This is a genomic window from Plantactinospora sp. BB1 (assembly GCF_003030385.1).
Classification (GTDB): domain Bacteria; phylum Actinomycetota; class Actinomycetes; order Mycobacteriales; family Micromonosporaceae; genus Plantactinospora.
Map to the genome: position 1 here is coordinate 4,209,493 of NZ_CP028159.1, position 24,934 is coordinate 4,234,426.

The 24,934-nt window shown below is 71.7% G+C and carries 21 protein-coding genes and 1 pseudogene; 9 read left to right on the plus strand and 13 right to left on the minus strand.

Annotated elements, in window-relative coordinates; genetic code table 11:
* Window positions 1–13 precede the first annotated feature (13 nt).
* The 3 genes from C6W10_RS18445 to rfbA form a co-directional block, all read right to left on the minus strand.
* On the minus strand, window positions 14–217 hold the full coding sequence (locus C6W10_RS18445) for a hypothetical protein (protein ID WP_107259145.1): 204 nt from the start codon (window positions 215–217) through the stop codon (window positions 14–16).
* Between the two features lie 27 nt (window positions 218–244).
* Window positions 245–1,603: a Pup--protein ligase gene (gene pafA, locus C6W10_RS18450; protein ID WP_101366057.1), complete on the minus strand. Its 1,359-nt coding sequence runs from the start codon at window positions 1,601–1,603 to the stop codon at window positions 245–247.
* Window positions 1,604–1,725: 122 nt separating this feature from the next.
* The gene (gene rfbA, locus C6W10_RS18455) at window positions 1,726–2,598 is read right to left on the minus strand and encodes a glucose-1-phosphate thymidylyltransferase RfbA (RefSeq protein ID WP_107259146.1); all 873 of its coding nucleotides are present in this window, start codon (window positions 2,596–2,598) and stop codon (window positions 1,726–1,728) included.
* Between the two features lie 97 nt (window positions 2,599–2,695).
* Here rfbA and rfbB point away from each other — a divergent pair, with 97 nt between their 5' ends.
* Complete coding sequence (gene rfbB / locus C6W10_RS18460; protein WP_107259147.1) at window positions 2,696–3,712, plus strand: dTDP-glucose 4,6-dehydratase; 1,017 nt, start codon at window positions 2,696–2,698, stop codon at window positions 3,710–3,712.
* Window positions 3,713–3,762: 50 nt separating this feature from the next.
* On the plus strand, window positions 3,763–4,665 hold the full coding sequence (gene rfbD, locus C6W10_RS18465) for a dTDP-4-dehydrorhamnose reductase (RefSeq protein WP_199854048.1): 903 nt from the start codon (window positions 3,763–3,765) through the stop codon (window positions 4,663–4,665).
* Window positions 4,666–4,685: 20 nt separating this feature from the next.
* Here the strand turns inward: rfbD and prcA are convergent, their stop codons facing one another.
* From prcA to C6W10_RS18505, 8 genes are all read right to left on the minus strand, one after another.
* Window positions 4,686–5,543: a proteasome subunit alpha gene (gene prcA / locus C6W10_RS18470; RefSeq protein WP_107259148.1), complete on the minus strand. Its 858-nt coding sequence runs from the start codon at window positions 5,541–5,543 to the stop codon at window positions 4,686–4,688.
* Window positions 5,544–5,603: 60 nt separating this feature from the next.
* On the minus strand, window positions 5,604–6,443 hold the full coding sequence (prcB, locus tag C6W10_RS18475; protein ID WP_107259149.1) for a proteasome subunit beta: 840 nt from the start codon (window positions 6,441–6,443) through the stop codon (window positions 5,604–5,606).
* A 317-nt stretch (window positions 6,444–6,760) separates the two neighbouring features.
* Window positions 6,761–6,976, minus strand: a complete 216-nt coding sequence (locus C6W10_RS18480) for a ubiquitin-like protein Pup (protein ID WP_101366062.1) — start codon at window positions 6,974–6,976, stop codon at window positions 6,761–6,763.
* A 96-nt stretch (window positions 6,977–7,072) separates the two neighbouring features.
* Entirely contained in the window at window positions 7,073–8,590 is a 1,518-nt protein-coding gene (dop, locus tag C6W10_RS18485) for a depupylase/deamidase Dop (RefSeq protein WP_107259150.1), read from the minus strand.
* A 291-nt stretch (window positions 8,591–8,881) separates the two neighbouring features.
* Window positions 8,882–10,663 carry a proteasome ATPase gene (gene arc / locus C6W10_RS18490; RefSeq protein ID WP_107259151.1) on the minus strand — a complete coding sequence of 594 codons (1,782 nt, stop codon included), beginning with the start codon at window positions 10,661–10,663 and terminating at the stop codon, window positions 8,882–8,884.
* A 447-nt stretch (window positions 10,664–11,110) separates the two neighbouring features.
* Entirely contained in the window at window positions 11,111–11,683 is a 573-nt protein-coding gene (locus tag C6W10_RS18495) for a hypothetical protein (protein WP_107259152.1), read from the minus strand.
* A 265-nt stretch (window positions 11,684–11,948) separates the two neighbouring features.
* Window positions 11,949–12,893, minus strand: coding sequence for a tRNA (adenine-N1)-methyltransferase (locus C6W10_RS18500; protein WP_107259153.1), 945 nt, complete (start codon window positions 12,891–12,893; stop codon window positions 11,949–11,951).
* Window positions 12,890–14,044, minus strand: a complete 1,155-nt coding sequence (locus C6W10_RS18505; RefSeq protein ID WP_369931213.1) for a site-2 protease family protein — start codon at window positions 14,042–14,044, stop codon at window positions 12,890–12,892. The genes C6W10_RS18500 and C6W10_RS18505 overlap by 4 nt, the downstream gene beginning before the upstream one ends.
* A gap of 136 nt (window positions 14,045–14,180) precedes the next feature.
* On the opposite strand from C6W10_RS18505, the pseudogene C6W10_RS18510 reads away from it, so the two are divergent.
* From C6W10_RS18510 to C6W10_RS18530, 5 genes and pseudogenes are all read left to right on the plus strand, one after another.
* Window positions 14,181–15,131 (plus strand): annotated as a pseudogene (locus tag C6W10_RS18510) (RecB family exonuclease); the annotation flags it as partial.
* A 263-nt stretch (window positions 15,132–15,394) separates the two neighbouring features.
* Window positions 15,395–16,657: a sensor histidine kinase gene (locus tag C6W10_RS39480; RefSeq protein WP_107259155.1), complete on the plus strand. Its 1,263-nt coding sequence runs from the start codon at window positions 15,395–15,397 to the stop codon at window positions 16,655–16,657.
* Between the two features lie 123 nt (window positions 16,658–16,780).
* Window positions 16,781–17,467 (plus strand): response regulator transcription factor, encoded by a 687-nt coding sequence (locus tag C6W10_RS18520; protein WP_107259156.1) that lies wholly within the window; start codon window positions 16,781–16,783, stop codon window positions 17,465–17,467.
* Between the two features lie 732 nt (window positions 17,468–18,199).
* Window positions 18,200–18,967 carry an ABC transporter ATP-binding protein gene (locus tag C6W10_RS18525; RefSeq protein WP_107259157.1) on the plus strand — a complete coding sequence of 256 codons (768 nt, stop codon included), beginning with the start codon at window positions 18,200–18,202 and terminating at the stop codon, window positions 18,965–18,967.
* Window positions 18,967–21,513, plus strand: a complete 2,547-nt coding sequence (locus C6W10_RS18530; RefSeq protein WP_107259158.1) for an ABC transporter permease — start codon at window positions 18,967–18,969, stop codon at window positions 21,511–21,513. The genes C6W10_RS18525 and C6W10_RS18530 overlap by 1 nt, the downstream gene beginning before the upstream one ends.
* Before the next feature lie 133 nt (window positions 21,514–21,646).
* On the opposite strand, the gene C6W10_RS18535 is transcribed toward C6W10_RS18530, so the two are convergent.
* Both C6W10_RS18535 and C6W10_RS18540 read right to left on the minus strand, forming a co-directional pair.
* Window positions 21,647–22,300 carry an HAD family phosphatase gene (locus C6W10_RS18535; protein ID WP_107264070.1) on the minus strand — a complete coding sequence of 218 codons (654 nt, stop codon included), beginning with the start codon at window positions 22,298–22,300 and terminating at the stop codon, window positions 21,647–21,649.
* A 196-nt stretch (window positions 22,301–22,496) separates the two neighbouring features.
* Window positions 22,497–23,237: a neutral zinc metallopeptidase gene (locus C6W10_RS18540; RefSeq protein ID WP_234359730.1), complete on the minus strand. Its 741-nt coding sequence runs from the start codon at window positions 23,235–23,237 to the stop codon at window positions 22,497–22,499.
* Window positions 23,238–23,539: 302 nt separating this feature from the next.
* Between C6W10_RS18540 and C6W10_RS37400 the strand changes: the two genes are divergently transcribed.
* Window positions 23,540–23,782, plus strand: a complete 243-nt coding sequence (locus tag C6W10_RS37400) for a hypothetical protein (protein ID WP_159079153.1) — start codon at window positions 23,540–23,542, stop codon at window positions 23,780–23,782.
* On the plus strand, window positions 23,779–24,927 hold the full coding sequence (locus tag C6W10_RS18550) for an oxalate decarboxylase family bicupin (protein WP_107259160.1): 1,149 nt from the start codon (window positions 23,779–23,781) through the stop codon (window positions 24,925–24,927). The genes C6W10_RS37400 and C6W10_RS18550 overlap by 4 nt, the downstream gene beginning before the upstream one ends.
* The last annotated feature ends 7 nt before the right edge of the window (window positions 24,928–24,934 follow it).

The window sequence follows — 24,934 nt, forward strand, 5'->3', positions numbered from 1 at the left end:
GCACCGCGTCGGGTCAGCTCAGGAAGACCAGCGCCAGCCAGCCGGCCACGACCAGGACGAGGATGAGCGTGAGCACCCAGGTGGGGACGGTGTATTCACCCCGCCGGTTGCGCTCGATCTCCTCCCGGATCTTGGCGCGCCGCCGCTCGACCCGGTTCTGCCGGATCGTCTCGGGGCGGCGGTGCTCGTCGTCGTCACGACCCTCTGGATGCGTCATAGCGGGGGCCAGCCTAACCGCCCGGCCTCACATGCTCGCGATCAGCCGCTCCACCCGCTCGTCGTACGCCCGGAACGGGTCCTTGCAGAGCACCGTGCGTTGGGCCTGGTCGTTCAGCTTGAGGTGCACCCAGTCGACGGTGAAGTCCCGGCGCTTCTCCTGGGCGTGCCGGATGAACTCGCCGCGCAGCCGGGCCCGGGTGGTCTGCGGCGGGGTCTCCTTCGCCTCGAAGATCTCCGGGTCGGTGGCGATCCGGTCCACCTGCTTGCGCCGCTCCAGCAGCCCGTAGAGGCCACGGCCCCGCCGCAGGTCGTGGTAGGCGAGGTCCATCTGGGCGATCCGGGGGTGCGAGAGCGGCAGGTCGTTCTTGCGCTGGTACCGCTCGATGAGCTGGAGCTTGGTCACCCAGTCGATCTCCCGGGAGACCGGGTCCAGGTCGCCGGTCTCGACCGCGCGCAGCACCCGGCCCCAGAGCTCGACCACCCGCTTCGCGGTCTGGTCACCGCCCCGCCGCTCGACGAACTCGGTCGCCTTGGCCAGGTATTCCTGCTGGATCTCCAGCGCGCTGATCTCCTTGTTCGAGGCGAGCCGGACCTTGCGCCGGCCGGTGATGTCGTGCGACACCTCCCGGATCGCCCGGATCGGGTTCTCCAGCGACAGGTCGCGCATCACCACCCCGGCCTCGATCATCCGCAGCACGATGTCCGCGCTGCCGACCTTGAGCAGGGTGGTGACCTCGTTCATGTTGGAGTCGCCGACGATGACGTGCAGCCGCCGGTAGCGCTCGGCGTCGGCGTGCGGCTCGTCCCGGGTGTTGATGATCGGCCGGCTGCGGGTGGTGGCCGAGGAGACGCCCTCCCAGATGTGCTCGGCGCGCTGGGAGAGGCAGTAGACGGCGCCGCGCGGGGTCTGCAACACCTTGCCGGCACCGCAGATGAGCTGCCGGGTGACCAGGAACGGGATCAGCACGTCGGCCAGCCGGCCGAACTCGCCGTGCCGGGAGACCAGGTAGTTCTCGTGGCAGCCGTACGAGTTGCCGGCCGAGTCCGTGTTGTTCTTGAACAGGTAGATCTCGCCCGCGATCCCCTCGTCGTGCAGCCGCTTCTCGGCGTCGACGAGCAGGCCCTCCAGGATCCGCTCGCCGGCCCGGTCGTGCGCCACCAGGTCGGAGACCGAGTCGCACTCCGGGGTGGCGTACTCCGGGTGGGACCCGACGTCGAGGTAGAGCCGGGCACCGTTGCGCAGGAAGACGTTGCTCGAGCGCCCCCAGGAGACCACCCGGCGGAAGAGGTAACGGGCGACCTCGTCCGGGGACAGCCGCCGTTGGCCGCGGTAGGTGCAGGTGACACCGTACTCGGTTTCAAGGCCGAAGATTCGCCGCTCCATGCTTGGAGATTAGTCGCCCGGAGCCCCGGTTGGTCACTGTCGGAGGGTCGGGTTGTGCGGGAACCGCGCCGGCGAGCCCCCCGCGCGTCCGTCGCCGTGCACCGGTCGTGCCGTCCGACCGCTCACCGGCCGGGATCCTCCAGGATGCCGAAGAGGTACTCGCCGTAGCCGCTGCGGCTCAGCGGCTCGGCCAGCTCGCGGAGTTGCTCGTCGGAGATCAGCCCGCTGCGCCAGACCACCTCCTCGATGCAGCCCACCTTCAGGCCCTGCCGCTCCTCGATCACCCGGACGAACTCGCCGGCCTGGACCAGCGAGGTGAAGGTGCCGGTGTCCAGCCACGCGGTACCCCGGTCCAGGGCGGTGACCTGGAGCCGGCCCGCCGCCAGGTAGGTCTGGTTCACCGCCGTGATCTCCAGCTCGCCCCGGTCGCTCGGGGTCAACCCCCGGGCAATCTCCACCACGTCGTTGGCGTAGAAGTAGAGGCCCGGGACGGCGTACCGCGACTTGGGTTTCTCCGGCTTCTCCTCGATCGACAGCGCCCGCCCCTCGGAATCGAACTCGACAATTCCGTAACCCTCGCAGTTCGCCACCGGATAGGCGAAGATCCGGCCACCGTCCGGGTCACCGTTGCGGGCCAGGCTCCGGCCCAGTCCGGCGCCGTAGAAGATGTTGTCGCCGAGGATCAGCGCGACCGAATCCCCGGCCAGGAACTCCTCGCCGAGAAGGAACGCCTGCGCGATTCCGTCCGGACTCGGCTGCGCGACGTACTCCAGCCGGAGGCCCCACTGGGAGCCGTCACCCAGTAGTTTCCGGAACTGCCCCTGGTCGCCAGGAGTGGTGATGATGAGGATTTCCCGTATTCCCGCCATGACCAGAGTGGAGAGCGGGTAATAGATCATCGGCTTGTCGAAAATCGGCATGAGTTGTTTGGAGACGGCCTGGGTGATCGGCCACAGCCGCGAGCCCGTGCCGCCCGCCAGCAGGATTCCGCGCATTCGCGCAGGCTACCGGCGGGCGACGGTCGGCAGAGTCGGCTCGCCGACAAAACGCCTCGGGCCGGAGTCGCCGGCCGACGCGTAGACTTTCCAATTCATGAGGATCCTCGTGACCGGTGGAGCCGGATTCATCGGTTCTGAATACGTACGCATGCTGCTGACCGGCACCGGTCCGCGGCTCGCGCCGAGCGCCGTCACGGTGCTGGACAAGCTGACCTACTCCGGCAACCTGGCCAACCTCGACCCGGTACGCGACGATCCCCGGCTGCGGGTGGTGGTCGGCGACATCTGCGACCCGGCCGTGGTCGACGAGGTGATGGCCGGGCACGACGTGGTGGTGCACTTCGCCGCCGAGTCCCACGTCGACCGCTCCATCCACCGGGCCGCCCCGTTCGTCACCACCAACGTGCTCGGCACGCAGACCCTGCTGGAGGCGGCGCTGCGGCACCGTACCGGCCGGTTCGTGCACGTCTCCACCGACGAGGTCTACGGCTCGATCGAGCAGGGTTCCTGGACCGAGTCCACCCCGCTGGCGCCGAACTCGCCGTACTCGGCCGCCAAGGCCGGCTCCGACCTGCTCGCGCTGGCCTACCACCGCACCTACGGGATGGACGTGGTGCTGACCCGCTGCTCCAACAACTACGGGCCGTACCAGTTCCCGGAGAAGGTCATCCCGCTCTTCGTCACCAACCTGCTCGACGGCGGCACCGTGCCGCTCTACGGCGACGGCGGCAACGTCCGGGACTGGCTGCACGTGCACGACCACTGTGTCGGCGTCGCCCTGGTGCAGGACAAGGGGCGGCCGGGCGAGGTCTACCACATCGGCGGCGGCACCGAGCTGACCAACCGCGAGCTGACCGGCCGGCTACTCGCCGCCTGCGGCGCCGACTGGGACCGGGTCAGGCCGGTCACCGACCGGATGGGGCACGACCGCCGCTATTCCCTGGACATCACCAAGATCAGCGAAGAACTCGGGTACGCACCCAGCGTCGAACTCGACCGCGGGCTCGCCGAGACGGTCACCTGGTACCGGGAGAACCGGGCCTGGTGGGAACCGCTCAAGGCACGGCTGAGCGGCGAGGAGATCGGGCACCCCGGGCCGGCCCCCCGGTGACCGCCCAGCGGGACGCGGAGCCGAGCTGGCTGGTGACCGGGGCGGGCGGGATGCTCGGCCGGGACCTGGTGGCGGTGCTCACCGCCCGGCAGCGGGGTCGGGTCACCGCCGCCACCCGGGCCGAGGTCGAGCTGACCGACCCGGCAGCGGTCCGCGCGGCGGTGGCCGGGCACGACATCGTGGTCAACGCGGCGGCCTGGACCGACGTGGACGGTGCCGAGCAGCGGGAGGCGGCGGCCACCGCCGTCAACGGCACCGGGGTCGCCAACCTGGCGGCAGCCTGTGCCGAGGCCGGCGCCCGGCTGGTGCACGTCTCGACCGACTACGTCTTCGCCGGCGACGCCGACCGCCCCTACCCGGAGGACGCCCCGACCGCCCCGATCAACGCGTACGGGCGCAGCAAGCTCGTCGGCGAACTCGCCGTCGCCCGGCTGCTGCCGCAGACCGGATACCTGGTACGCACCGCGTGGCTGTACGGCGCGCACGGCCCCAACTTCGTCACCACGATGCTCCGGCTGGCCGCCGTTCGGCCGTACCTCGACGTGGTCGACGACCAGCTCGGCCAGCCCACCTGGTCGTACGCGCTCGCGGAGCGGCTGGCCGACCTCGGCGCCGCCGCACACCGGTCAGCCGCACCGGCCGGCGTCTACCACGGCACGGCGGGCGGCCGGACCAGCTGGTACGGCCTGGCCCGCGAGGTCTTCGCCCGGACCGGACTCGACCCGGACCGGATCCGTCCCACCAGCAGCGACCGGTTTCCCCGGCCGGCGCGCCGGCCCGGCTACAGCGTGCTCGGACACGCCGGGTGGTCCCGGGCCGGGCTGGCCCCGATGGCGGACTGGCGGGCGATGCTCGCCGACGCGCTACGACCGGACGGGACGCTCGGCACCGCTCGCCGACCGCCAGCGCCGAGCGACGCAACCGAGGACCGGATCGGCTCCGGATCGCGATAGCCCGGTCCCTGCCCTGGTCCCTACTCCGACTTCTCCGCGCTGCCGCTCGACTTGCCGCCGGCCCGCTTCGGCTTGCCCTCCAGGTCGGCCGAGCCGGCGGACTCGGCCGGCTTGTCCGGGCCGGGAGCCGGTGCCTTCGGCTCGGCCGCGGGTGCCTCGCCGCCGTCGGCCTTGGCGGGCGCCCCCTCCAGCAGCGAGACGAGGGCGGCACCCGTGATCCGCCGGAAGGTACGCCCGACCCGCCGCCGGTCCAGGATCGCCACCTCAAGCTGGCTGGCGGCGATGGTCCGGGGCGCGCCGCCCTCGCCACCGACACTGCCCAGCGCCCGGACCGCCAGCCGGACCGCCGCGTCCAGCGACATGTCCGGCTGGTGCTCCTCGCGCAGCGCCCCGGTGACCGCCTCCGCCTGCCCACCCATCGCCATCCGGCCGGGCTCGTCGTTGACCGACCCGTCGTAGGTGATCCGGTAGAGTTCGTCCGCCTCCGGCGTGCTGCCGACCTCGGCGACGCAGATCTCCACCTCGAACGGCTTGGACTGCTCGGTGAAGATCGCCCCCAGGGTCTGGGCGTACGCGTTCGCCAGTGCCCGGCCGGTGACGTCCCGGCGGTCGAAGCTGAGCCCGATCGCGTCCGCCATCCGGACGCCCGCGCGGCGCAGGTTCTCGAACTCGTTGTACCGGCCGACCGCCGCGAAGGCGACCCGGTCGTAGATCTCACTGACCTTGTGCAGGGCGCTGGAGAGGTTCTCCGCCACGAAGAGCACCCCGTCGGAGTAGCTGAGCGTCACGGCGCTCCGGCCGCGCGCGATGCCCTTGCGGGCCAGCTCCGAGCGGTCGCGCATGATCTGCTCGGGTGAGGCGTAGAACTGCATGGCCACGGCGGCGGTTCTCCTAACCGGTTCTGCTGACGACGGCGGGTTGCGGGTGGTGCGGGGCGGTCAGCCGCCGGGGTTCTCCATCCGGGCGGCGACCACCGCTTCGGCGACCTCGGCCGCCTCGGCGTCGGAGAGGCGGTTGGTGCCCTCCGCGGTCGCCGTCATCACGACTGGATAGATGCGGCGGCTCAGGTCGGGGCCACCGGTGGCGCTGTCGTCGTCGGCGGCGTCGTAGAGCGCCTCGACGGCGAGCCGGATGGCGTCCGGGGTGCTCAACCCGGGACGGTACCGCTTCTTCAGGGCCGCCTTCGCGAAGAGCGAGCCGGAGCCGATGCCGTCGTAGCCGGTCTCCTCGTAGGGGCCGCCGGCCACGTCGAAGCTGAAGATCCGGCCGGCGTTGGCCGGGTCGGGGGCGGCCAGGTCGTAGCCGGCGAAGAGCGGGATCACCGCGAGACCCTGCATCGCGGCGCCGAGGTTGCCACGGATCATCGCGGCGAGCCGGTTGGCCTTACCGTCGAGGGAGAGCATCGCCCCCTCGATCTTCTCGTAGTGCTCCAGCTCCACCTGGAAGAGCCGCACCATCTCCAGGGCGATGCCCGCGGTGCCGGCGAAGCCGATCAGCGAGTATTCGTCCGCCGGATGCACCTTGCGGATGTCCCGGCTGGAGATCAGGTTGCCCATGGTGCCGCGCCGGTCCCCGGCCATCACCACCCCGTCGGCGGTGGTCAGCGCGACGATGGTGGTGGCGTGCGGGGCCAGCGCGCTGGCGGAGCCGGGCGGCAGCGGCCGGCGTCCGGGCAGCAGGTCGGGGGCTGCCGTGCTCAGGAACTGGGTGAACGAGGACGTCCCCACGTTGAGGAACACGTCTGGTAGACGCCCGGTTGGATCAAAAGCCGCTGCCACGTGCTCCCTCTCAGCTCTCTCATCACGTCGCCCGGATCCCCCGCGTCAGCGCGGGAACCGGGCGAGGCCACCGTTGCGGTTGAAGCAGAGTATCCCCCGGATCTCCCCGGTGCGATGATCGTCGTCGCCGTGTTGCGTCACTCCCGACGGCGCCGCCCGAAGGCGCCCGGCCGCCGGTCGCCGCCACCGCCCGGACGTCCCGGCCCGGCGGCGCGATCCACGGTCGGCGGTCGCGCCGGTCTGGTCGGCACGGCCCGCCGCCGCGCGCCGCGCCGGGTTCGGCGTGGCGGACCACGCCCGACCCGGCCCGGGTACGGCTACTGTCCGCCCTTCTGGACGTAGCCCCGGACGAACTCCTCGGCGTTCTCCTCGAGCACCGAGTCGATCTCGTCCAGCAGGTCGTCGACGTCCTCGGTGATCTCCGCGTGCCGCTCGGCGACCTCGGGGTTCGCCTCGGTCGCGACCTCGTCGACCTCCTCGTCCCGGCGCGCCTTGCCGGACTGCGACTGACCGCCGGTGTCACGGGTAGCCATCTCTGCTGCCTCCTCCACGATCGCCTGGGGAAAACTTACCTCGGATGGGCGACGAATCCTCCGCCACCGCCGCTGTGGGCGGCGGGTGGCTCGGGGTCAGCCACCGGTGATCGTCTCCAGCAGGTCCTTGGCGCTCGCGCACCGGTCGAACAACGCCCCGACGTGCTTGCGGGTGCCCCGCTCCGGCTCCATCATCGGAACCCGCACCAGGGACTCCCGGCCGACGTCGAAGATGACCGAATCCCAGCTCGCCGCCACCACCTCGGAGGCGTACTGGGCGAGGCAGCGGCCCCGGAAGTAGGCCCGGGTGTCCTCGGGCGGCTCCGTCATCGCCGAACGGGTCAGCTCCTCGGGCAGCAGCGTCGCCATCGAGCCCCGGCTCACCAGCCGGTGGTAGAGGCCCTTCTCCGGGCGTACGTCGGAGTACTGCAGGTCGACCAGTTGCAGCTTGTGCGAGGCCCAGCCGAGCTTCTCCCGCTCCCGGTAGCCCTCCAGCAGCCGCAGCTTCGCCACCCAGTCCAGCTCACCGGCGCAGAGCATCGGGTCCCGGCCGAGCCGGTCGAGTACGCCCTCCCAGCGGTCGAGGACGTCGGCGGTGTCGGAGTCGACGTCGTCGCCGTACCGCTCCTCCACAAAGGAGCGGGCCCGTTCGAGGTACGCCCACTGGAGGTCGAGCGCGGTCAGCCGGCGGCCGTCGCGCAGCCTGAGCCGGTGCGACAGCGACGGGTCGTGGCTGACCGCCTTCAGCTCACCCACCGGGTCGGCGATCGCCAGGTCGGGGCTGAGCGCCTTCTCCTCGATCATGGTGAGCACCAGCGCGGTGGTGCCGACCTTGAGGTAGGTGGAGATCTCCGAGAGGTTGGCGTCGCCGATGATGACGTGCAGCCGGCGGTATTTGTCGGCGTCCGCGTGCGGCTCGTCCCGGGTGTTGATGATCGGCCGCTTCAGCGTCGTCTCCAGGCCCACCTCGACCTCGAAGAAGTCGGCCCGCTGGGAGATCTGGAAACCGGGCTGCGAACCGTCCTGGCCGATCCCGACCCGGCCGGCGCCGCAGACGATCTGCCGGCTCACGAAGAACGGCGTCAGGTACGCCACGATGTCGGCGAACGGCGTCTGCCGGCGCATCAGGTAGTTCTCGTGCGCGCCGTAGCTGGCGCCCTTGTTGTCGGTGTTGTTCTTGTAGAGGTGGATCGGGTGGGTGCCCGGGATGGTGGCGGCCCGGCGGGACGCCTCGGCCATCACCCGCTCCCCCGCCTTGTCCCAGCGGACCAGGTCCAGCGGGTTGGTCACCTCGGGGGTGGAGTATTCCGGGTGGGCGTGGTCGACGTAGAGCCGGGCCCCGTTGGTCAGTATCACGTTGGCCAGCCCGAGGTCCTCGTCGGCCAGCGCCTCCGCCGGGTCGTAGGCGGCACCCGAGTAGGTGAAGCCGCGGGCGTCCCGCAGCGGGGACTCCTCCTCGTAGTCCCACCGGGCCCGGCCGCCCCGGGCCAGTTCCGGTCGGGCGCCGTAGGCGTTCACCACCTGCGATGAGGTCACCATCGGGTTGGCTCCGGCCTGCCCGGGCACGGAGATGCCGTACTCCACCTCGGTGCCCATGATCCGTCGTACACTCATGCCGCCGCCTCGCTCCGCTCGGCGCCGCCATGAGGCACAACCACCCTGAGTCTGATGATTCGCTCGCCACGCTCGCTCATGCCGCCGCCTCGCTCCGCTTGCCCATGCTATTGAGCCTAGTCCGCGCCGTCGCCGGATTGTTCGCCCGGTGTGTCGACACGGCCACGGTACGCCTTCACCGCTTCTTCGCCCGGTTCGGCACCGGGGTGCCGGCGGCGAGTCGCGGTGGCGGGTCCCGGACAGCACTGTGGGCGCCGCGGAACGCGGCGCCCACAGATGCCGTTCGTGGTGCTACAGGTATTGGCCGGTGTTGCTCGCGGTCTCGATGGACCGGCCGGCCTCCGCGCCCTTGCCGCCGGAGACGAGGGTACGGATGTAGACGATCCGCTCCCCCTTCTTACCGGAGATCCGGGCCCAGTCGTCGGGATTGGTGGTGTTGGGCAGGTCCTCGTTCTCCCGGAACTCGTCGACGCAGGCGTCGAGCAGGTGCTGCAGGCGCAGCCCCTTGCGGCCGGAGGAGAGGAACTCCTTGATCGCCATCTTCTTGCCCCGGTCGACGATGTTCTGGATCATCGCGCCGGAGTTGAAGTCCTTGAAGTAGAGGACTTCCTTGTCGCCGTTGGCGTAGGTGACCTCGAGGAAGCGGTTCTCCTCGGTCTCCGAGTACATCCGCAGCACGACCGCCTCGATCATGGCCGCGACCGTGGACTGCGGGTCGTTGCCGTGCTCGGCGAGGTCGTCCGGGTGCAGCGGCAGCCCGGTGAGGATGTACTTGGAGAAGATGTCCTTGGCCGCCTCGGCGTCCGGCCGCTCGATCTTGATCTTGACGTCGAGCCGGCCGGGGCGGAGGATCGCCGGATCGATCATGTCCTCCCGGTTGGAGGCGCCGATCACGATCACGTTCTCCAGGCCCTCGACACCGTCGATCTCGCTGAGCAGCTGCGGAACGATGGTGTTCTCCACGTCGGAGGAGACGCCGGAGCCCCGGGTCCGGAACACCGAGTCCATCTCGTCGAAGAAGACGATGACGGGGGTGCCCTCGCCGGCCTTCTCCCGAGCCCGCTGGAAGATCAGCCGGATGTGCCGCTCGGTCTCGCCGACGTACTTGTTGAGCAGCTCCGGGCCCTTGATGTTGAGGAAGAAGCTGGTGTGCTTCTCCTCGCCCCGCCGTTCGGCGATCTTCTTGGCCAGCGAGTTCGCCACCGCCTTGGCGATCAGCGTCTTGCCGCAGCCGGGCGGGCCGTAGAGCAGGATGCCCTTCGGCGGCCGGAGCTGGTGCTCCCGGAAGAGGTCGGCGTGCAGGAACGGCAGCTCGACGGCGTCCCGAATCTGCTCGATCTGGGCCTGTAGGCCGCCGATGTCGCCGTAGTCGACGTCCGGCACCTCCTCCAGGACCAGTTCCTCGACCTCGCTCTTCGGGATCCGCTCGTACGCGTACGCCGAGCGGGGCTCGATCATGAGCGAGTCACCGGCCCGCAGCGGCGCGCCGATGAGAGTCTCCGCGAGGTGGACGATCCGTTCCTCGTCGGCGTGGGAGATCACCAGTGCCCGGTCGCCCGCGCCGCCGGAGGGGCTGTCCAGCACCTCCTTGAGCATGACGACCTCGCCGACCCGCTCGTAGCCGAACGCGTCGACGATGTTGAGCGCGTCGTTGAGCAGGACCTCCTGCCCACGGCGCAGCTCCGCCACGTCGAGCGAGGGTGACACCGCCACCCGGAGCTTGCGACCGCCGGTGAAGACATCGACCGTACCGTCGTCGTGCTTGGCCAGGAAGACACCATAACCGCTCGGCGGTTGCGCCAGCCGGTCAATCTCCTCCTTGAGCGTGACGATCTGGGCGCGTGCCTCCTTGAGGGTGTTCACGAGCCGCTCGTTGTTCTCCGTCAGTCGAGCCAGCTGCGCCTGTGTCGCCGCCAGCCGTTCCTCAAGCTGCCGGACGTGTCGAGGGCTTTCGGTCAACTTGCGCCGCACCAGAGCGAGTTCCTCTTGAAGAAACGCGACCTGGGTGGAGAGATCGTGGGCCTCCTTCTCCCACCGTGCGGCGCGCGAGTCCGCGTCGTCGCTGCGTGCCACGTCCCACCTCCCCGGGGGCTTGAACGTTCTGCCCTAACACTAACCGCTATGACGCTGATTCGGTTCCACGCAACACCCTCGTCGCCGAAGCTTGATCACTTCGTCGACGGACCGGCGGGCCGACGTCGGCGAAACGGGACGGCGTCCCGGCCCGCCGCCCGGTGCCCCGGCGACTCCGTCCGAGGGCGGCGCCGGTCGACTCGACACCGCTGTTGACCAGGGACTCCGGGCCGGCAGGAGCCGCCCTGTCGGCGCTGCGGCGCCGTCGAACGACGCGGCCGTCCCGGCGCCAGCCGGTCGCGGTTCGGCACCGGATCGCCGCCGAGGTTTGCGAAGGGGAATCCGCCCGGCCGGACGCCGAGACGGGGGCGGCGACATTTCTCACCCGCGAGGAGGCCGGAGGTTTCCCACCGGCGACGACGGGGACATTTCTCACCGCGCCCCTGCTCACAGAGTGGGACGGCCGACCACCGAGGCGACCAGTCGGGCGAACTCCTCCAGCCGGGAGATCTGCCCCGCACCGCCGTCGTCGAGCGTCTTGCCGAACCGCAGCGCGTCGTGCCGGGGCGGTACGTGCGCCTCGTCGCCGGGCACGCCCTCGTCCAGCGAGCTGAGCAGCAGGTAGACGTCGATGCTGTCGACCCGGATCTGGCCGGTCGGCGTACGGCTCAACCGCCGTCGGCAGCCCACCTCGCTGACCGTCGAGACCGGCACCACCCGCAACGACGACGTCATCGCGCCGGCCGGACCGTCGTCGGGTGGCACGTCCTCGCCGTGCCAGAGGATCAACCGGCTGCCGTCGCAGATCGCGACCTCCTGCCAGACCCCGTTCACCTCGTTGACGAAACGCTCCAGGGTGAAGCCGAGCACCGAGGCGCCGTTCAGCACCCCGGTCAGCGCCTCCATCGCGACATCCGGATCGCGCAGGTACGCCCGGGCGGCCGACTCCAGGTCGCGGTACGGCGACCAGTCGGGAAACACGGCCGGCAGGTCTCCCCCACCGAATGCCGGCCGGCTCACGCCGTCGCCTCGTTCCGGTCGCTCATCCCGGCACTCCGCTCCGCATCCGGATCGGATCCAGCGGACCGTCGTGCCCCGTGCCGTCCCAAGGCTCGTGACCGTCACGAGGCTCGTCACCGTCACGAGGCTCGTCACCGTCGCGAGGCTCGTCGGCTTCACGAGGCTCGTCGGAGCCGAGCCGGCTCACTCGCCCGCTGCGCTCAGTCATGCCGTCTCCTCGCCGTGCTCGGCACGCCCGCTGATGCGTCGACTCCGGCGGGAAGGATCATTCCCCGGCCCTCCCGGAGGTTGCCTCGGCCTCCTGCCGCGCCTGGCGGCGCAGCGCGTACGCCTCGGCGCCCTTGCTGGGCTTGCGCCGGCGCGGCGGCGCGGTCACCCCGGGCGCCAGCCGCCGGCTCGACACGAGGAAGGCGGTGTGCGCGATCATGCGGTGGTCCGGGCGCACGGCGAGCCCGTCGGCGTGCCAGTCCCGGACCAGCGACTCCCAGGCCCTCGGCTCGGTGAAGCCGCCCCGCTCCCGCAGCGCCTCGACGAGTTCGGAGAGCTGGGGCGTGGTGGCGACGTAACCGATGAAGACCCCGCCCGGGACCAGCGCGCGTTCGACCATGTCGAGCGCCTCCCAGGGGGTGAGGAGGTCAAGAATGATCCGGTCGAAACCGGACTCCTGGCAGTCTGCCACGTCGCCCACCCGGAGATTCCAGGCTGGATGCGGTCCACCGAAGAAGGATTCCACATTTCTGCGGGCGATCTCGGAAAAGTCCTCGCGCAGTTCGTAGGAATGCAGTTCGCCCTCCGGGCCGACCGCCCTGAGCAGCGAACAGGTCAGCGCGCCGGACCCGACACCGGCCTCCAGGACCTTCGCGCCGGGGAAGATGTCGCCCATCGCCACGATCTGGGCCGCGTCCTTGGGATAGATCACCTGCGCACCGCGCGGCATGGAGAGCACGTAGTCGGCGAGCAGCGGACGCAGCGCCAGGTAGGCGGTCCCGCCGGTCGAGGTGACCACGCTGCCGTCCGGCAACCCGATCAGCGCGTCGTGCTCCAGCGCGCCACGGTGGGTGTGGAACGACCGCCCCGGCTCCAGCTTGATGGTGTGCATCCGACCCTTCGGGTCGGTGAGCTGGACACGGTCACCGGGGCGGAACGGCCCTCGGTGCGCCGGCACCGGTGCGGTCGGGGCGGCGGGGACGGCGGTGGGCTGTGCGGTCACTGAGTCATCTTTCGGTTCGGCTCCAGGAGCTGCGCCAGGTCGGCTACGTGCAGAACGCCGACCACATCTTCGCCTGAGGTCACCAGGTACTGTGCGCCCGGGTGGGCCTGCACCGCGTGCACCACCTGCTCCCCGCCGAGCCCGACCGCGAGACTGGGTACGGCGTCCACACCCCGGGCCACCGCGTCCACCGCCACCCAGGGCCGACGCTCGACGGGTACGGCCTCGGCGGCCGTCCGGTCGACCAGCGCCACCAGCCGGCCGGAGGAGTCGGCCACCCCGAGCGTCGAACCGGGTAGCCCGGCGTCCGCTCCCCGCCGCTGCGCCTCGGCCAGCGGGGTGCCGCTGGGCACCGAGAAGACCGGCCGGGCCAGCCGGGCCAGGTCGACGAGCGGGAATCGCCGGCTGATCCGGGCCGCCCGGATCGTCTGGCCGGCGCCCTGCCAGAGGGTGAACGCGACCAGCAGCACCAGCGCGAGGCCCAGCCAGGGCAGCCCGGCCAGCCAGGTCAGCAGCGTGAAGACCACGGCGGTGCCGATCGCGACGACCCGGCCGGACCAGCCGGCCACCTCGGTGGCCAGGTGCCGGTCCCGGGTGACGGCCCAGACCCCGGCCCGCAACGCCCGGCCGCCGTCCAGCGGCAGTCCGGGCAGGATGTTGAAGAGCCCGACCAGCACGTTGCTGGCGGCGAGTTGGAAGGCGAACTGGTTGGCCAGGGTGCCGTCCGGCAGGGCGAGCGTGGCGACGACCCCCACCAGCCCGAGGACCAGCGAGACCGCCGGGCCGGCGAGCGAGACGAACAGGTCCACCCGGGGTGTCGGGGCGTCCCGCTCCATCTCGGTGTAGCCGCCGAGCAGTTCGAGGGTGATGCCGCGCACCCCGATCCCGAACCGGCGGGCGGTCAGCGCGTGCCCCAACTCGTGCAGCAGTACCGAGCCGAGCAGCAGGACCACGAAGACCAGCCCGACGAGATAGCCGGTGAGCTGCGACAATCCGAGCTGTTGCCGGACGAACTCGCCGTACATCAGGGTGATCAGGGCCACCAGCAGCAGCATGGAGGGGTTGAGGTAGACCGGCACGCCGAACACCCGACCGACGGTGACGCCGGGCCGCCGGTCAGCGCCGCGTCGCGGTCGCGAGTTTCGCTCCATCTCCTCCGATGCTACGGAACAACCCTCCGGGTGACCCCGTCGGTTCGGCCGGGGTGACTGCGGACGATCGGGGCCGGTACGCATGCCGGGGCGGGTGGGCCCGGTTCGGTCGTACCCGTGACATAGCCTTCCGGACATGACGGCGGAGACGGTGACATCGCAGACAGCCACGGGCGACCCGGCGGACTCCCCGGCCGGCGACCCGCCCGCGGCGCAGGTCACCGCCTCGCTCTCCCCGTCCCGGGCCGCCGACTTCAAGACCTGCCCCCTGCTCTACCGGTTCCGCAGCATCGACCGGCTGCCGGAGCGGCCGAGCGTCGAACAGGCCCGTGGCACCCTGGTGCACGCGGTGCTGGAACGCCTCTTCGACCTGCCGGCGCAGGAGCGGACGCCGGCCGCCGCCGGTGACCTGGTGGCGCCGCAGTGGGACCGGCTGGTGACCGAGCAGACGGAGCTGGCGGAGATCTTCACCGACGGCGACCTCGCCGGCCCGGCCGAGTTCCTGGCCTCGGCCCGCGAGCTGCTCGACGGCTACTTCACCGTCGAGGATCCGCGCCGGTTGGAGCCGGCCGAGCGGGAGAGCCTGGTCTCCACGGTGGTGGACGACCAGTTGCTGATCCGGGGCTACATCGACCGGCTGGACGTCTCGCCCGACGGCGCGCTGCGGGTGGTCGACTACAAGACCGGGGGCGCGCCCCGCGAGGCGTTCGAGGCCCGGGCGCTGTTCCAGCTCAAGTTCTACGCCCTGGTGCTGTGGCGCACCCGGGGGGTGGTGCCGAGGGTGCTGCGCCTGCTCTATCTCCGGGACGCGGAGGTCTGTGACTACACCCCCGACGCGGAGGAGCTGGTCCGGTTCGAGCGCACCGTGCTGGCGCTCTGGCGGGCCATCGAGCAGGCCACCCGGGCGCGCGACTTCCGACCCAAGCCGAGCCGGCTCTGTGACTGGTGCAGCCACCAGGCGCACTGCCCGACCTTCGGCGGCACTCCCCCGCCGTTTCCGGAGCCGACCGCGCCGGTCGACCCGAGCGCTCCGATCCCGCCACCGGCCCGGCCCGGCGCCCGCCCGGCTCCGACTCCGGCTCCGGCTCCGGCTCCGGCTTCGGCTTCGGCTCCAGTGTCGGGACCAGGACCGGCGGCGGAGGCCGGACCGGGACCGGCGGCGGAGGCCGGACCGGGACCGGGCGTTGCGGTGGTGCCGAGCCAGTCGACCGGGCCGGGCCGGGCGGGGGCTGCGGCGCCGGGGCTCGGGGTCGGCTCCCCTCGGGAGGAGCACGGCTCCTCCTGAAGGAGGAGCAGAGGGTCGCCGCTGGCGATGACCTGTCGCGCCAGGCAGCGGCTAGCGTCGCCAGCATGACCCCTACCGATACCCCCGCGACGCCGGCCTCCAGCCGGATCCGGGGGAGCTGGCGACGCCTCCGGCCCGATTCCCGGCAGCGTGCATGGCTGGCCCGGGACGGGCTGCTCGCGGTCGCCGCCGTCGCGGTGGAGACCGTACTGGTCGGCACCGCTCCGCCGGGACTCGCCCCGTGGGGGTGGCCGGGGTGGGCGTTCTGGAGCGTCCTCTGCGCCGCACCGATCACCCTGCGCCGGGTGGCTCCCTGGTGGGCGGTGCTGCTGGCGGTGCCGATCTTCGTCGGCTCGGCCCTGACCGGCGCCCAGCCGGTCACCGCCGCCGCCACGTTCGTGCTGCTGACCTACACCACCGCCGCGCTGCTCCCGCTGCGCCAGGCGGCACTCGCCGCCGGAGCGATCTGGGGACCGGCCGTGGCCGTCGCGCTCGCCGAGCCGCCACCGCCCGACTTCACCGAACCCTCCCCCGCGTACCTGGTCTTCACCCAGGTACTGCTCGCGCTGGTCTGCTTCTTCGTCGGCCGTACCGTGCACGCCCGGCGGGCCACCATCCTCGCCCTGGAGGAGCGGGCCCGGGTGGCCGAGGAGAACCAGCGGTCGCTCGCCGACCAGGCGGTCGCCGACGAGCGCCGGCGGATCGCCCGCGAGCTGCACGACGTCGTCGCGCACCACGTCAGCGTGATGGGCGTACTGGCCACCGGGGCGCGCCGGGTGCTGTCCCGGGATCCGACTGCCACCGACGGCGCGCTGGGCACCATCGAGGAGACCAGCCGGACGACCCTGCGCGAACTGCGCCGGCTGCTGGACGTGCTGCGTACCGACGCCGAGCCGGCCGCCGAGCTGTCCCCGCAGCCGGGACTGGCCGGCATCGAGGCGCTGGTGGAGCAGGTCAGGGAGGCCGGGCTGCCGGTGACCCTGCGGGTGGACGGCACACCCGGCCCGCTGGATCCGGGGGTGGCGCTGACCGTGTTCCGGATCGTGCAGGAGGCGCTCACCAACACCCTCAAGCACGCCGGGGCGGCGACCGCCCAGGTCCGGTTGAGTTTCGGGGTCTACTGGCTGATCGTCGAGGTCGCCGATACCGGCCGGGGGCCGGCCCCGGAGGGTGGACGGCTGGGGCACGGGCTGGTGGGGATGCGTGAACGGATGGCCCTCTACGGTGGAACCCTGCGCACCGGGCCCCGTCCCGGCGGCGGCTACCGCGTCTACGCCAAGATGCCGATGGAGCAGTTGGGTGCGCCGATCAGCAAGGGAGCGGCATGACCGAGGGCGGCGAACGGAACGATCGGCGAATCGGAGTGCCGGCATGAGCGAGCGGAGCGAGCGAATCAGCCAGCTCGGTGTGGACGAGCCGCATGCCGGCACGGAGCGCGGCGGAGTGCCGGCATGAGCGACGGTAGGGAGTCCAGCCGGCCGGTACGCGTGCTGCTCGCCGACGACCAGCCGCTGCTGCGTACCGGATTCCGGATGGTGCTGGGCGCGGAGGACGACCTGGACATCGTCGGCGAGGCCGGCGACGGCGTCGAGGCGGTCGACCTGTCCCGGCGGCTCCTCCCCGACGTGGTGCTGATGGACATCCGGATGCCCCGGATGGACGGGGTCGCCGCCACCCGGGCGATCATCGACGCCCGACTGCCGGTCCGGGTGCTCATCCTGACCACCTTCGACCTGGACGAGTACGTCGTCGGCGCGCTCCGGGCCGGTGCGAGCGGCTTCCTGGCCAAGGACGTACCCGCCGAGGACCTGGTCACCGCCATCCGCACCGTCGCCGCCGGCGAGGCGGTCGTGGCGCCCCGGATCCTGAAGCGGCTGCTGGACAGGTTCGCCGAGACGCTGCCCGATCCGGACGCCACCCCGCCCAAGGCGATCGGCGTACTCACCGAGCGGGAGCGGGAGGTGCTGGTCCAGGTGGCCCGGGGGCTCTCCAACGCGGAGATCGCCCGGGTGCTCTCGGTGAGCGAGACGACCATCAAGACCCACGTCGGGCACGTGCTGACCAAGCTCGGTCTCCGCGACCGGGTCCAGGCGGTGGTGCTCGCCTACGAGACCGGACTGGTCCGGCCCGGCGCGTGACGGCAGCGCCACTCCGCCGCACCGCCCCGGCCGACGGCGGGTCCGACCGCCGACCCTGAGTCGGGCCCGGGGTCGGACCCTCCGGCAGGCGGAGTCGGTGCCGGCGCAGCACGCCCGGAGGAGTAGACCGGACGGCCCGGACGGCGTACGACCCTTCGGACGCGGAGTCGTCCGGTCGGAGGACCGGCCCGGGGCTCGGGGCGTACCCGAAGACCATCCCGGCGCACGACGGCCCGCCGGCTTCCCGCGCCTACCGTTTTCCGCAGGTACGACGACGGGGGCGGAGGTTCCGCCGACCGGGCGGGCAGAGGGGGCGGCATGACCGCGACGACGGGGGTACCGGAGCGGACCGGGGCGACGTTCCGGCGATCGACGCACAGCGCAAGCGGATCGTGACAGACTGATACGACCCGCGCGGGATCCGGCCGGAGCCGGACAGCGGGCGCAACCAAACGTATTCGCCCGAAAGGGAAATTGGACCGTCGAATTCCGAGCCGGTCGCGGCACGCTCACCGATCGGCGAGCGGGTGCGTCGATTGTGCCGACACGACGGCGCCGACACATATCAGTCAGGGGCAACCCTGATTCGCAGTCAGGGCCCACCCGCAGCAGATTTCCGCGTAGAACTCCACCGCGGGACGGACGCCCGGGTTGCCCGGGTCACCGACGATGGATGCTGCCGGCCGGACCAGGTAGTCCGGCCGGACCAAGAATGTCTAGGGGGAGATGAAAGTGACCGCGACGCTAGCCCGAGATGCCCAGATGGCCGCCCGGGCCAACGACGTGTGGAAGGTGTACGGCAGCGGAGAGGCCCAGGTCGTCGCGCTGCGGGGAGTGAATGCGGAATTCGAAAGGGCCCGGTTCACCGCCATCATGGGACCGTCCGGATCCGGCAAGTCCACCCTGATGCACTGCCTCGCCGGCCTCGACTCGGTGACCCGGGGGACGATCCATATCGGCGACACCGCGGTCACCGGACTCGGTGACGCCGGTCTCACGAAACTGCGCCGGGACAAGGTCGGTTTCATCTTCCAGCAGTTCAACCTGCTGCCCACGTTGACCGCACTGGAAAACATCCTGCTGCCGCTCTCGATCGCCGGTCGTAAGCCCGACAAGGAATGGCTCGACACCGTCATCGACACCGTGGGGCTGCGGGACCGGCTGGGACACCGGCCGGCCCAGCTCTCCGGCGGGCAGCAGCAGCGGGTCGCCTGCGCCCGGGCACTCGCCTCCCGACCCGAGGTGATCTTCGCCGACGAGCCGACCGGCAACCTCGACTCCCGGGCCGGTGCCGAGGTGCTCGGCTTCCTGCGCCGCTCCGTCGCCGAATACCAGCAGACCATCGTGATGGTCACGCACGACCCGGTGGCCGCCTCGTACGCCGGCCGGGTCATCTTCCTCGCCGACGGCCAGATCGTCTCCGAACTCATCGAACCGACCCCGGAGACCGTGCTGGACACGATGAAGAAGCTCGACGGGCTCGCCGAGGCGGGGCTCTGATGCTGCGCGCGACCCTGAAGAGCCTGCTCGCCCGCAAGGTCCGGCTGGTCCTCTCCGGCCTGGCCGTCGTGCTCGGCGTGATGTTCGTCTCCGGCGCCTTCGTGCTCACCGACACCCTGGGCCGGTCCTTCGACACCGTCTTCAGCGACGCGTACGCCGGTACCGATGTCGGGGTCTCCGCCAAGCCGAAGATCGACGTCAGCGAGATGGAGGGCATGCCGGTCGCCGCCACCTTCCCGGCCAGCACCCTGGAGCAGGTCCGTGGGGTGTCCGGGGTGGCCGGCGCCACCGGCCTGGCCGCCGCCGACGGCGCCCGGGTGATCGGCAGCAACGGCAAGGTGCTCACCTCCGTCGGTCCGCCGCAGATCGGCGCCAACTGGACCGGCGAGAGCGGCCAGGTCGAACTGCGCGAGGGCCGGGGCCCGACCGCCGACAACGAGGTCGCGGTCAACGCCGGGGTCGCCAAGGCGGCCAAGCTCGCCGTCGGCGACCGGGTCGGGGTACTCACCCTGCAACCGAAGCGCGACTTCACCGTGGTCGGCATCTACGGCTACAGCGGTGACCGGGACAGCCTCGGCGGCGCCCAGGAGGTGGCGTTCACCGAGCGGGTCGCCCAGGAGCTGATGCTGGGCCAGCCCGGCGTCTTCTCGGAACTGAGCGTCAAGGCGGCCGACGGGGTCGACCCGGCGAAGCTGCGCGACGACATCGCCGCCACGCTCGGCGACGGCTACGTGGTCAAGACCGGCGAACAGCTCTCCGAGGACGCCTCCGCCGGGCTGAAGGAGGGACTCGCCTTCTTCAACAACATCCTGCTCGGCTTCGCCGGGGTGGCCCTCTTCGTCGGCATCTTCCTGATCCTGAACACCTTCTCGATCATCGTCGCGCAGCGCACCAAGGAACTCGCGCTGCTCCGGGCGATCGGCGCGGGCCGCCGTCAGGTGATCGGTTCGGTGCTGGTCGAGGCGGTCGCGATCGGCCTGGTCGCCTCGGTACTCGGGCTCGGCGCCGGCATCGGCATCGGCGCGCTGCTGGCGTACGTCTTCGGGCAGACCGCCGGTGGGCTGCAACTGGCCGGCCTGGGCGTACCCCCGGCCGCGGTGATCAGCTCCTTCGCGGTCGGTCTGGTCGTCACGGTCATCGCGGCGGTACTCCCGGCGATGCGGGCCGCCCGGATCCCTCCGGTGGCCGCCATGCAGGACGTGGCGACGCCGGACCGGCCGCTGACGAAGATCTCCGCCGCCGGTGCGGTGGTGGCCGCGCTCGGCGGCACCCTGATGGCGCTGGGTCTGAGCGGCAACGGCGGCAACACCCTGTTGACCATCCTCGGCGGCGTGCTGCTCTCCTTCGTCGGGGTGGCCCTGCTGACCCCGCTGATCAGCCGTCCGGTGGTCGGCCTGCTCGGCCGGCTCTTCTCCTGGTCGGTGCCGGGCAAGCTGGGCCGGCTGAACTCGGGCCGCAACCCGCGCCGTACCGCGATCACCGCCGCCGCGCTGATGGTCGGGATCGCGCTGGTCACCGGCGTGACGGTGATCCTCGACTCGGCCAAGAGCAGCCTCACCGCGCTGGCCGAGGACACCATCCAGGCCGAGCTGGTCATCTCGGGGGCGCAGACCGGCCCCCGGCCGCCGAGCTTCGACCCGGCGGTGCTGGACCGGGCCGCCGAGCTGCCCGGCGTGGCGATGGTCGCCGGCCTGTACGGCGACCGCGCGGTGATCGGCGGCAAGCAGGGCTGGATCACCGCGACCAGCAGCGTCCCGGCGCTGCGGGAGATCTACCGGGCCACCCCGACGGCCGGCAGCATCGACTCGCTCGGCCCCGGCCAGCTCCTGGTCGACTCGGAGACCGCGAAGGACCGGGGCCTCTCGGTCGGGGACACCCTGCCGGTGCAGCTGTCCCGGGGCGATGCCCGGAACTACACGGTGAGCGGCATCTACGCCGAGTCCGAGCTGTTCGGCGGGTTCGTCGTACCGGCCTCGGCGGCGGCCGACTTCGCGGTGCCGCAGCCGACGCAGGCGTACCTCAAGCTGGCGCCGGGTGCCTCGGTCGACCAGGTGATGCCGAGCGTCGAGACGCTGCTGGCGGACAGCCCCGAGGTGTCGGTCGCCGACCGGGCCGACTTCATCGAGCAGCAGACCGGTCAGCTCGACGGCCTGCTGACGATGATCCAGATCCTGCTGGCGCTGGCGATCGTGATCGCCGTACTCGGCATCGTGAACACGCTGGCGCTGTCGGTGCTGGAGCGGACCCGGGAGTTGGGTCTGCTGCGGGCGATCGGCCTGCGGCGAGGTCAGACCATGCGGATGATCACCGTCGAGGCGGTGGTGATCTCGGTCTTCGGTGCCCTGCTCGGGGTGGTGGTCGGCACCGGTCTCGGCGCCGCCGTGGTCCGGGCGCTGCGCGAGGACGGCATCACCGACCTGGTGCTGCCGTGGACCGAGATGGGGGTCTTCCTCGGCCTGGCGGCCGTGGTCGGGGTGGTCGCGGCGGTACTGCCGGCGATCCGCGCCGCCCGGTTGAACGTGCTCGGCGCGATCGCGCACGAGTAGCGGGCCGGCCTGCGGCCGTGGGGGTGGCCGTGGGCAGCAGGGCCGGGGGCGGCGTCGGGACGGGCGCCGCCCCCGGCCACGTCCGGGCCCGGCCGGGTTCCGGCCCGGCGCCCGGTGTGGCCGGCGGGTGTGGTCAGCGGGAGAGGTCGAGCGGGGAGAGCAGGCCGGAGAGCAGGTCCAGGTCGACTCCGGTCAGCGTCTCCAGCAGGCGTACGCCGTCGACCGGGTCGATCGGCACCGCGTGCGGCACGGCGAGTACGGCGGCTCCGGCGGCCAGCGCGCTCGCCACCCCGGTCGGCGAGTCCTCGATCGCCACACAGCGGGAGATCGGCACGTCCAGCAGCCGGGCCGCCGTGAGGTACGGCTCGGGGTCGGGCTTGGTGGCGGCCACCTCGTCGCCGCAGACCACCACGTCGAAGGTGTCCCGGCCGAGCGTCTCCAACGCGATCTCCACCACCGCCCGCCGGGTCGAGGTGACCAGCGCGGCCGGCACCGAGGCGGCGCGTACCGCCGTCACCAGGGCCAGCGCCCCCGGCCGCCACTTCAGGTCGGTCAGGAACAGCTCGCCGACCCGGCGGTCGACCCAGGCGGCGCTGACCGCCGGGTCCCGCCACTGCTGCCCGAGGTCGGTGTGCAGGATCTCCATCGAGACGGCCATGTCGGTGCCGACCATGGCGAGCCGGGCCGCGTCGGAGAGGGTGCCGCCGTAGTGCGCGGCGAGTTCCTGGAGCCCGATGTCCCACAACCGCTCGCTGTCCACCAGCGTGCCGTCCATGTCGAAGAGCACCGCGGCGAGATGCTGGCTGTTCAGGGTGTCCTCCCGGATCGGACGCGAGCTGCCGGCTCCGATCCTGCCAACGCGGCCCGACGATCTCCCGCTGTCGGCGCCGAAGTGTGGCGGATGCCTCAGCCGGCCCGCCGGGTCGGGGTCGGTGGCGCGGCGGGTCGGGGTCGGCGGCGCGCCGGTCGGCACCCGGGCCGGCTCAGCGCAGGTCGCAGGCGTCCAGCGACCGCTCGTAACCGCCGAAGAAGGCGTCGGTGCGCTGCTCGGCGGTACCGTGCGCCCCCTCGGCGAACCACGGCTGGCCCGGCTCGTCGGCCACCGCCCGCAGGCCCCGGCTCAGCTCGTCGAGGTCGCCCTCCTCGATCGTCAGCGCCCCGGCCCGCACCGAGTCCCCGAGGTACGCCCCGGCCATGCAGTCGGCCTGCAACTCCTGCTGGATGGTGAACTCGTACCGGATGCCGAGCCGCACCTGCACGCCGTGCGCGTACTCGTGCCCGAGCAGGTAGTACAGGAACGCGTCGCCGACCTGCCGGAAGGCGGCGACCGCCCAGTTGACGTCGTACGCGATGAAGTCGCCCGCCGAGCAGTAGACGGCGTTGTTGCGCGGCAGTCCCTGGCCGGCGCAGTCGACCTCGCCCTCGCGCTGGTAGGCGGTGATCCGGCGGATGGGCTGGAACCGCTCCCCCGACGCCTTGAACCGCCCTGTCCAGTACTCCTCGGCGACCCGCACCGCGCCGTCGATGTCGCGCCGGAACTCGTCGACCGTCATCGTGCCGTCGGCCTCGCCGGTGCCGTTCGCGCCGGAGGTACCCGGATCGTCGGGTGCCTCCGGACCGCCCCCGCCCGTCCCGCCGACGAAGCAGGCTCCCGCGACGACCAGCGTCACGATCAGCGCGAGCAGTGGCCAGAACCGGCCGGTACGGCGCAACGGGCGCATCATGGCCTCCACGGGTCGACGGGCAGAACACTTCCCAGCGTGCGCACCGGGCCAAACCCCTGCCCGGTCAGCGGCCCCGGGCCGGGCACATTTCCCGCGATCACGTGAGATTGTCGGCGCGCTTCCCGGCTAGACCGGATGGCGTGACGACCGGTCGCCGGGACCGGCCGGTCGCGGCCACCGCCGGCAATCCCGCGCACCGCGCCCGGCGCTCTCCGCCCCGTCCCGGCCGGCGGGCCGGCTCCGGCAGCCGGCGCCCGTCCGATCCGTCGTCCGGTCCGCAGCACCGTCCGGAAGGAGTTCCCATGATCGTGCCGCTGCGCCGGACCCGGCGCAACCTCGGCGCCCTCGCCGTGCTGACCGCCGGTGCCGCACTGACCGGCGCACCACTCTGGACGGTACTGGTGCTCGCCCTGACCTGCCTCGCGATCCCGGCCGCCGTCGGGCTGCACGGCGGACCGGCGCTGGTGCGGACGCTGCTGCTCGGTGCGACCGGGCCGCGGACCCGAACCGACGATCTGCGCCGACGAGAGGAAGAACTGGTATGAGCCGGACACCCCGCAACGACCTGCCCCAACCGACGCGCGGCACGGCGGGCGGCCCCGACCCGGGGCCCCGCAACCTCGGGCTGGACCGGCAGAACCCGGACCTGCTGGTACCGCCGCCGACCGACCGGGGCACCGTGCCGAACCTGAAGTTCTCGTTCTCCAACGCGCACACCCGGATCGAGGAGGGCGGCTGGACCCGGGAGGTGACCCAGCGCGAGTTGCCGATCGCCAGCACCCTCTCCGGGGTCGACATGGCGCTGCAACCCGGCGCCTACCGGGAGCTGCACTGGCACAAGGAGGCCGAGTGGGCGTACGTGCTGGCCGGGAGCTGCCGGATCGGCGCGGTCGACCAGGAGGGGCGCAACTTCCTCGACGACGTCTCCCAGGGCGACCTGTGGTTCTTCCCGAAGGGGGTACCGCACCACATCCAGGCCCTCGACGCCGGGGTGGAGTTCCTGCTCGTCTTCGACGACGGCGGCTTCTCGGAGAACTCCACCTTCCTGATCAGCGACTTCTTCGCACACACCCCGAAAGAGGTGATCGCGAAGAACTTCGGCTGGCGTACGGACCAGCTCGCCGGCCTGCCGGAGAAGGAGCGGTACATCTTCCCCGGGCAGGTGCCGCCCCCGCTGCAGTCGGACCGGGTGGTCAGCCCCACCGGGGACGTACCGCGTACCTTCAAGCACCGGCTGCACGCCCAGGCGCCGGAGCGGTTCGACGGCGGCACGGTACGGATCGCCGACGTGAGCAACTTCGCCGCCTCGACGACCATCTGCGCGGCGCTGGTGGAGATCGAGCCGGGCGCGATGCGCGAACTGCACTGGCATCCCACCGACGACGAGTGGCAGTACTACATCTCCGGTTCCGGTCGGATGGGGGTCTTCGCCAGCTCGGGGGTGAACCGGACCTTCGACTACCGGTCCGGGGACGTCGGCTACGTGCCGTTCGCCTACGGCCACTACATCGAGAACACCGGCCGGGAGCCGCTGGTCTTCCTGGAGATGTTCCGCAACCCGCGCTTCGAGGACATCTCGCTGGCCCAGTGGATGGCGAACACCCCGCCGCAGGTCGCCGCCGACACCCTCAACCTGCCCCGGTCGCTGGTCGAGTCGATCCCGAGGACGAAGCGGCCGATCGCCTCCTGAGCCGCCG

Bases quoted from the DNA above. Each gene is read 5' to 3' on its own strand.
- C6W10_RS18445 (WP_107259145.1), bottom strand. From the start codon at position 217: ATGACGCATCCAGAGGGTCGTGACGACGACGAGCACCGCCGCCCCGAG.
- pafA (WP_101366057.1), bottom strand. From the start codon at position 1,603: ATGGAGCGGCGAATCTTCGGCCTTGAAACCGAGTACGGTGTCACCTGC.
- rfbA (WP_107259146.1), bottom strand. From the start codon at position 2,598: ATGCGCGGAATCCTGCTGGCGGGCGGCACGGGCTCGCGGCTGTGGCCG.
- rfbB (WP_107259147.1), top strand. From the start codon at position 2,696: ATGAGGATCCTCGTGACCGGTGGAGCCGGATTCATCGGTTCTGAATAC.
- rfbD (WP_199854048.1), top strand. From the start codon at position 3,763: ATGCTCGGCCGGGACCTGGTGGCGGTGCTCACCGCCCGGCAGCGGGGT.
- C6W10_RS18480 (WP_101366062.1), bottom strand. From the start codon at position 6,976: ATGGCTACCCGTGACACCGGCGGTCAGTCGCAGTCCGGCAAGGCGCGC.
- dop (WP_107259150.1), bottom strand. From the start codon at position 8,590: ATGAGTGTACGACGGATCATGGGCACCGAGGTGGAGTACGGCATCTCC.
- C6W10_RS18505 (WP_369931213.1), bottom strand. From the start codon at position 14,044: ATGGAGCGAAACTCGCGACCGCGACGCGGCGCTGACCGGCGGCCCGGC.
- C6W10_RS39480 (WP_107259155.1), top strand. From the start codon at position 15,395: ATGACCCCTACCGATACCCCCGCGACGCCGGCCTCCAGCCGGATCCGG.
- C6W10_RS18520 (WP_107259156.1), top strand. From the start codon at position 16,781: ATGAGCGACGGTAGGGAGTCCAGCCGGCCGGTACGCGTGCTGCTCGCC.
- C6W10_RS18530 (WP_107259158.1), top strand. From the start codon at position 18,967: ATGCTGCGCGCGACCCTGAAGAGCCTGCTCGCCCGCAAGGTCCGGCTG.
- C6W10_RS18540 (WP_234359730.1), bottom strand. From the start codon at position 23,237: ATGATGCGCCCGTTGCGCCGTACCGGCCGGTTCTGGCCACTGCTCGCG.
- C6W10_RS37400 (WP_159079153.1), top strand. From the start codon at position 23,540: ATGATCGTGCCGCTGCGCCGGACCCGGCGCAACCTCGGCGCCCTCGCC.
- C6W10_RS18550 (WP_107259160.1), top strand. From the start codon at position 23,779: ATGAGCCGGACACCCCGCAACGACCTGCCCCAACCGACGCGCGGCACG.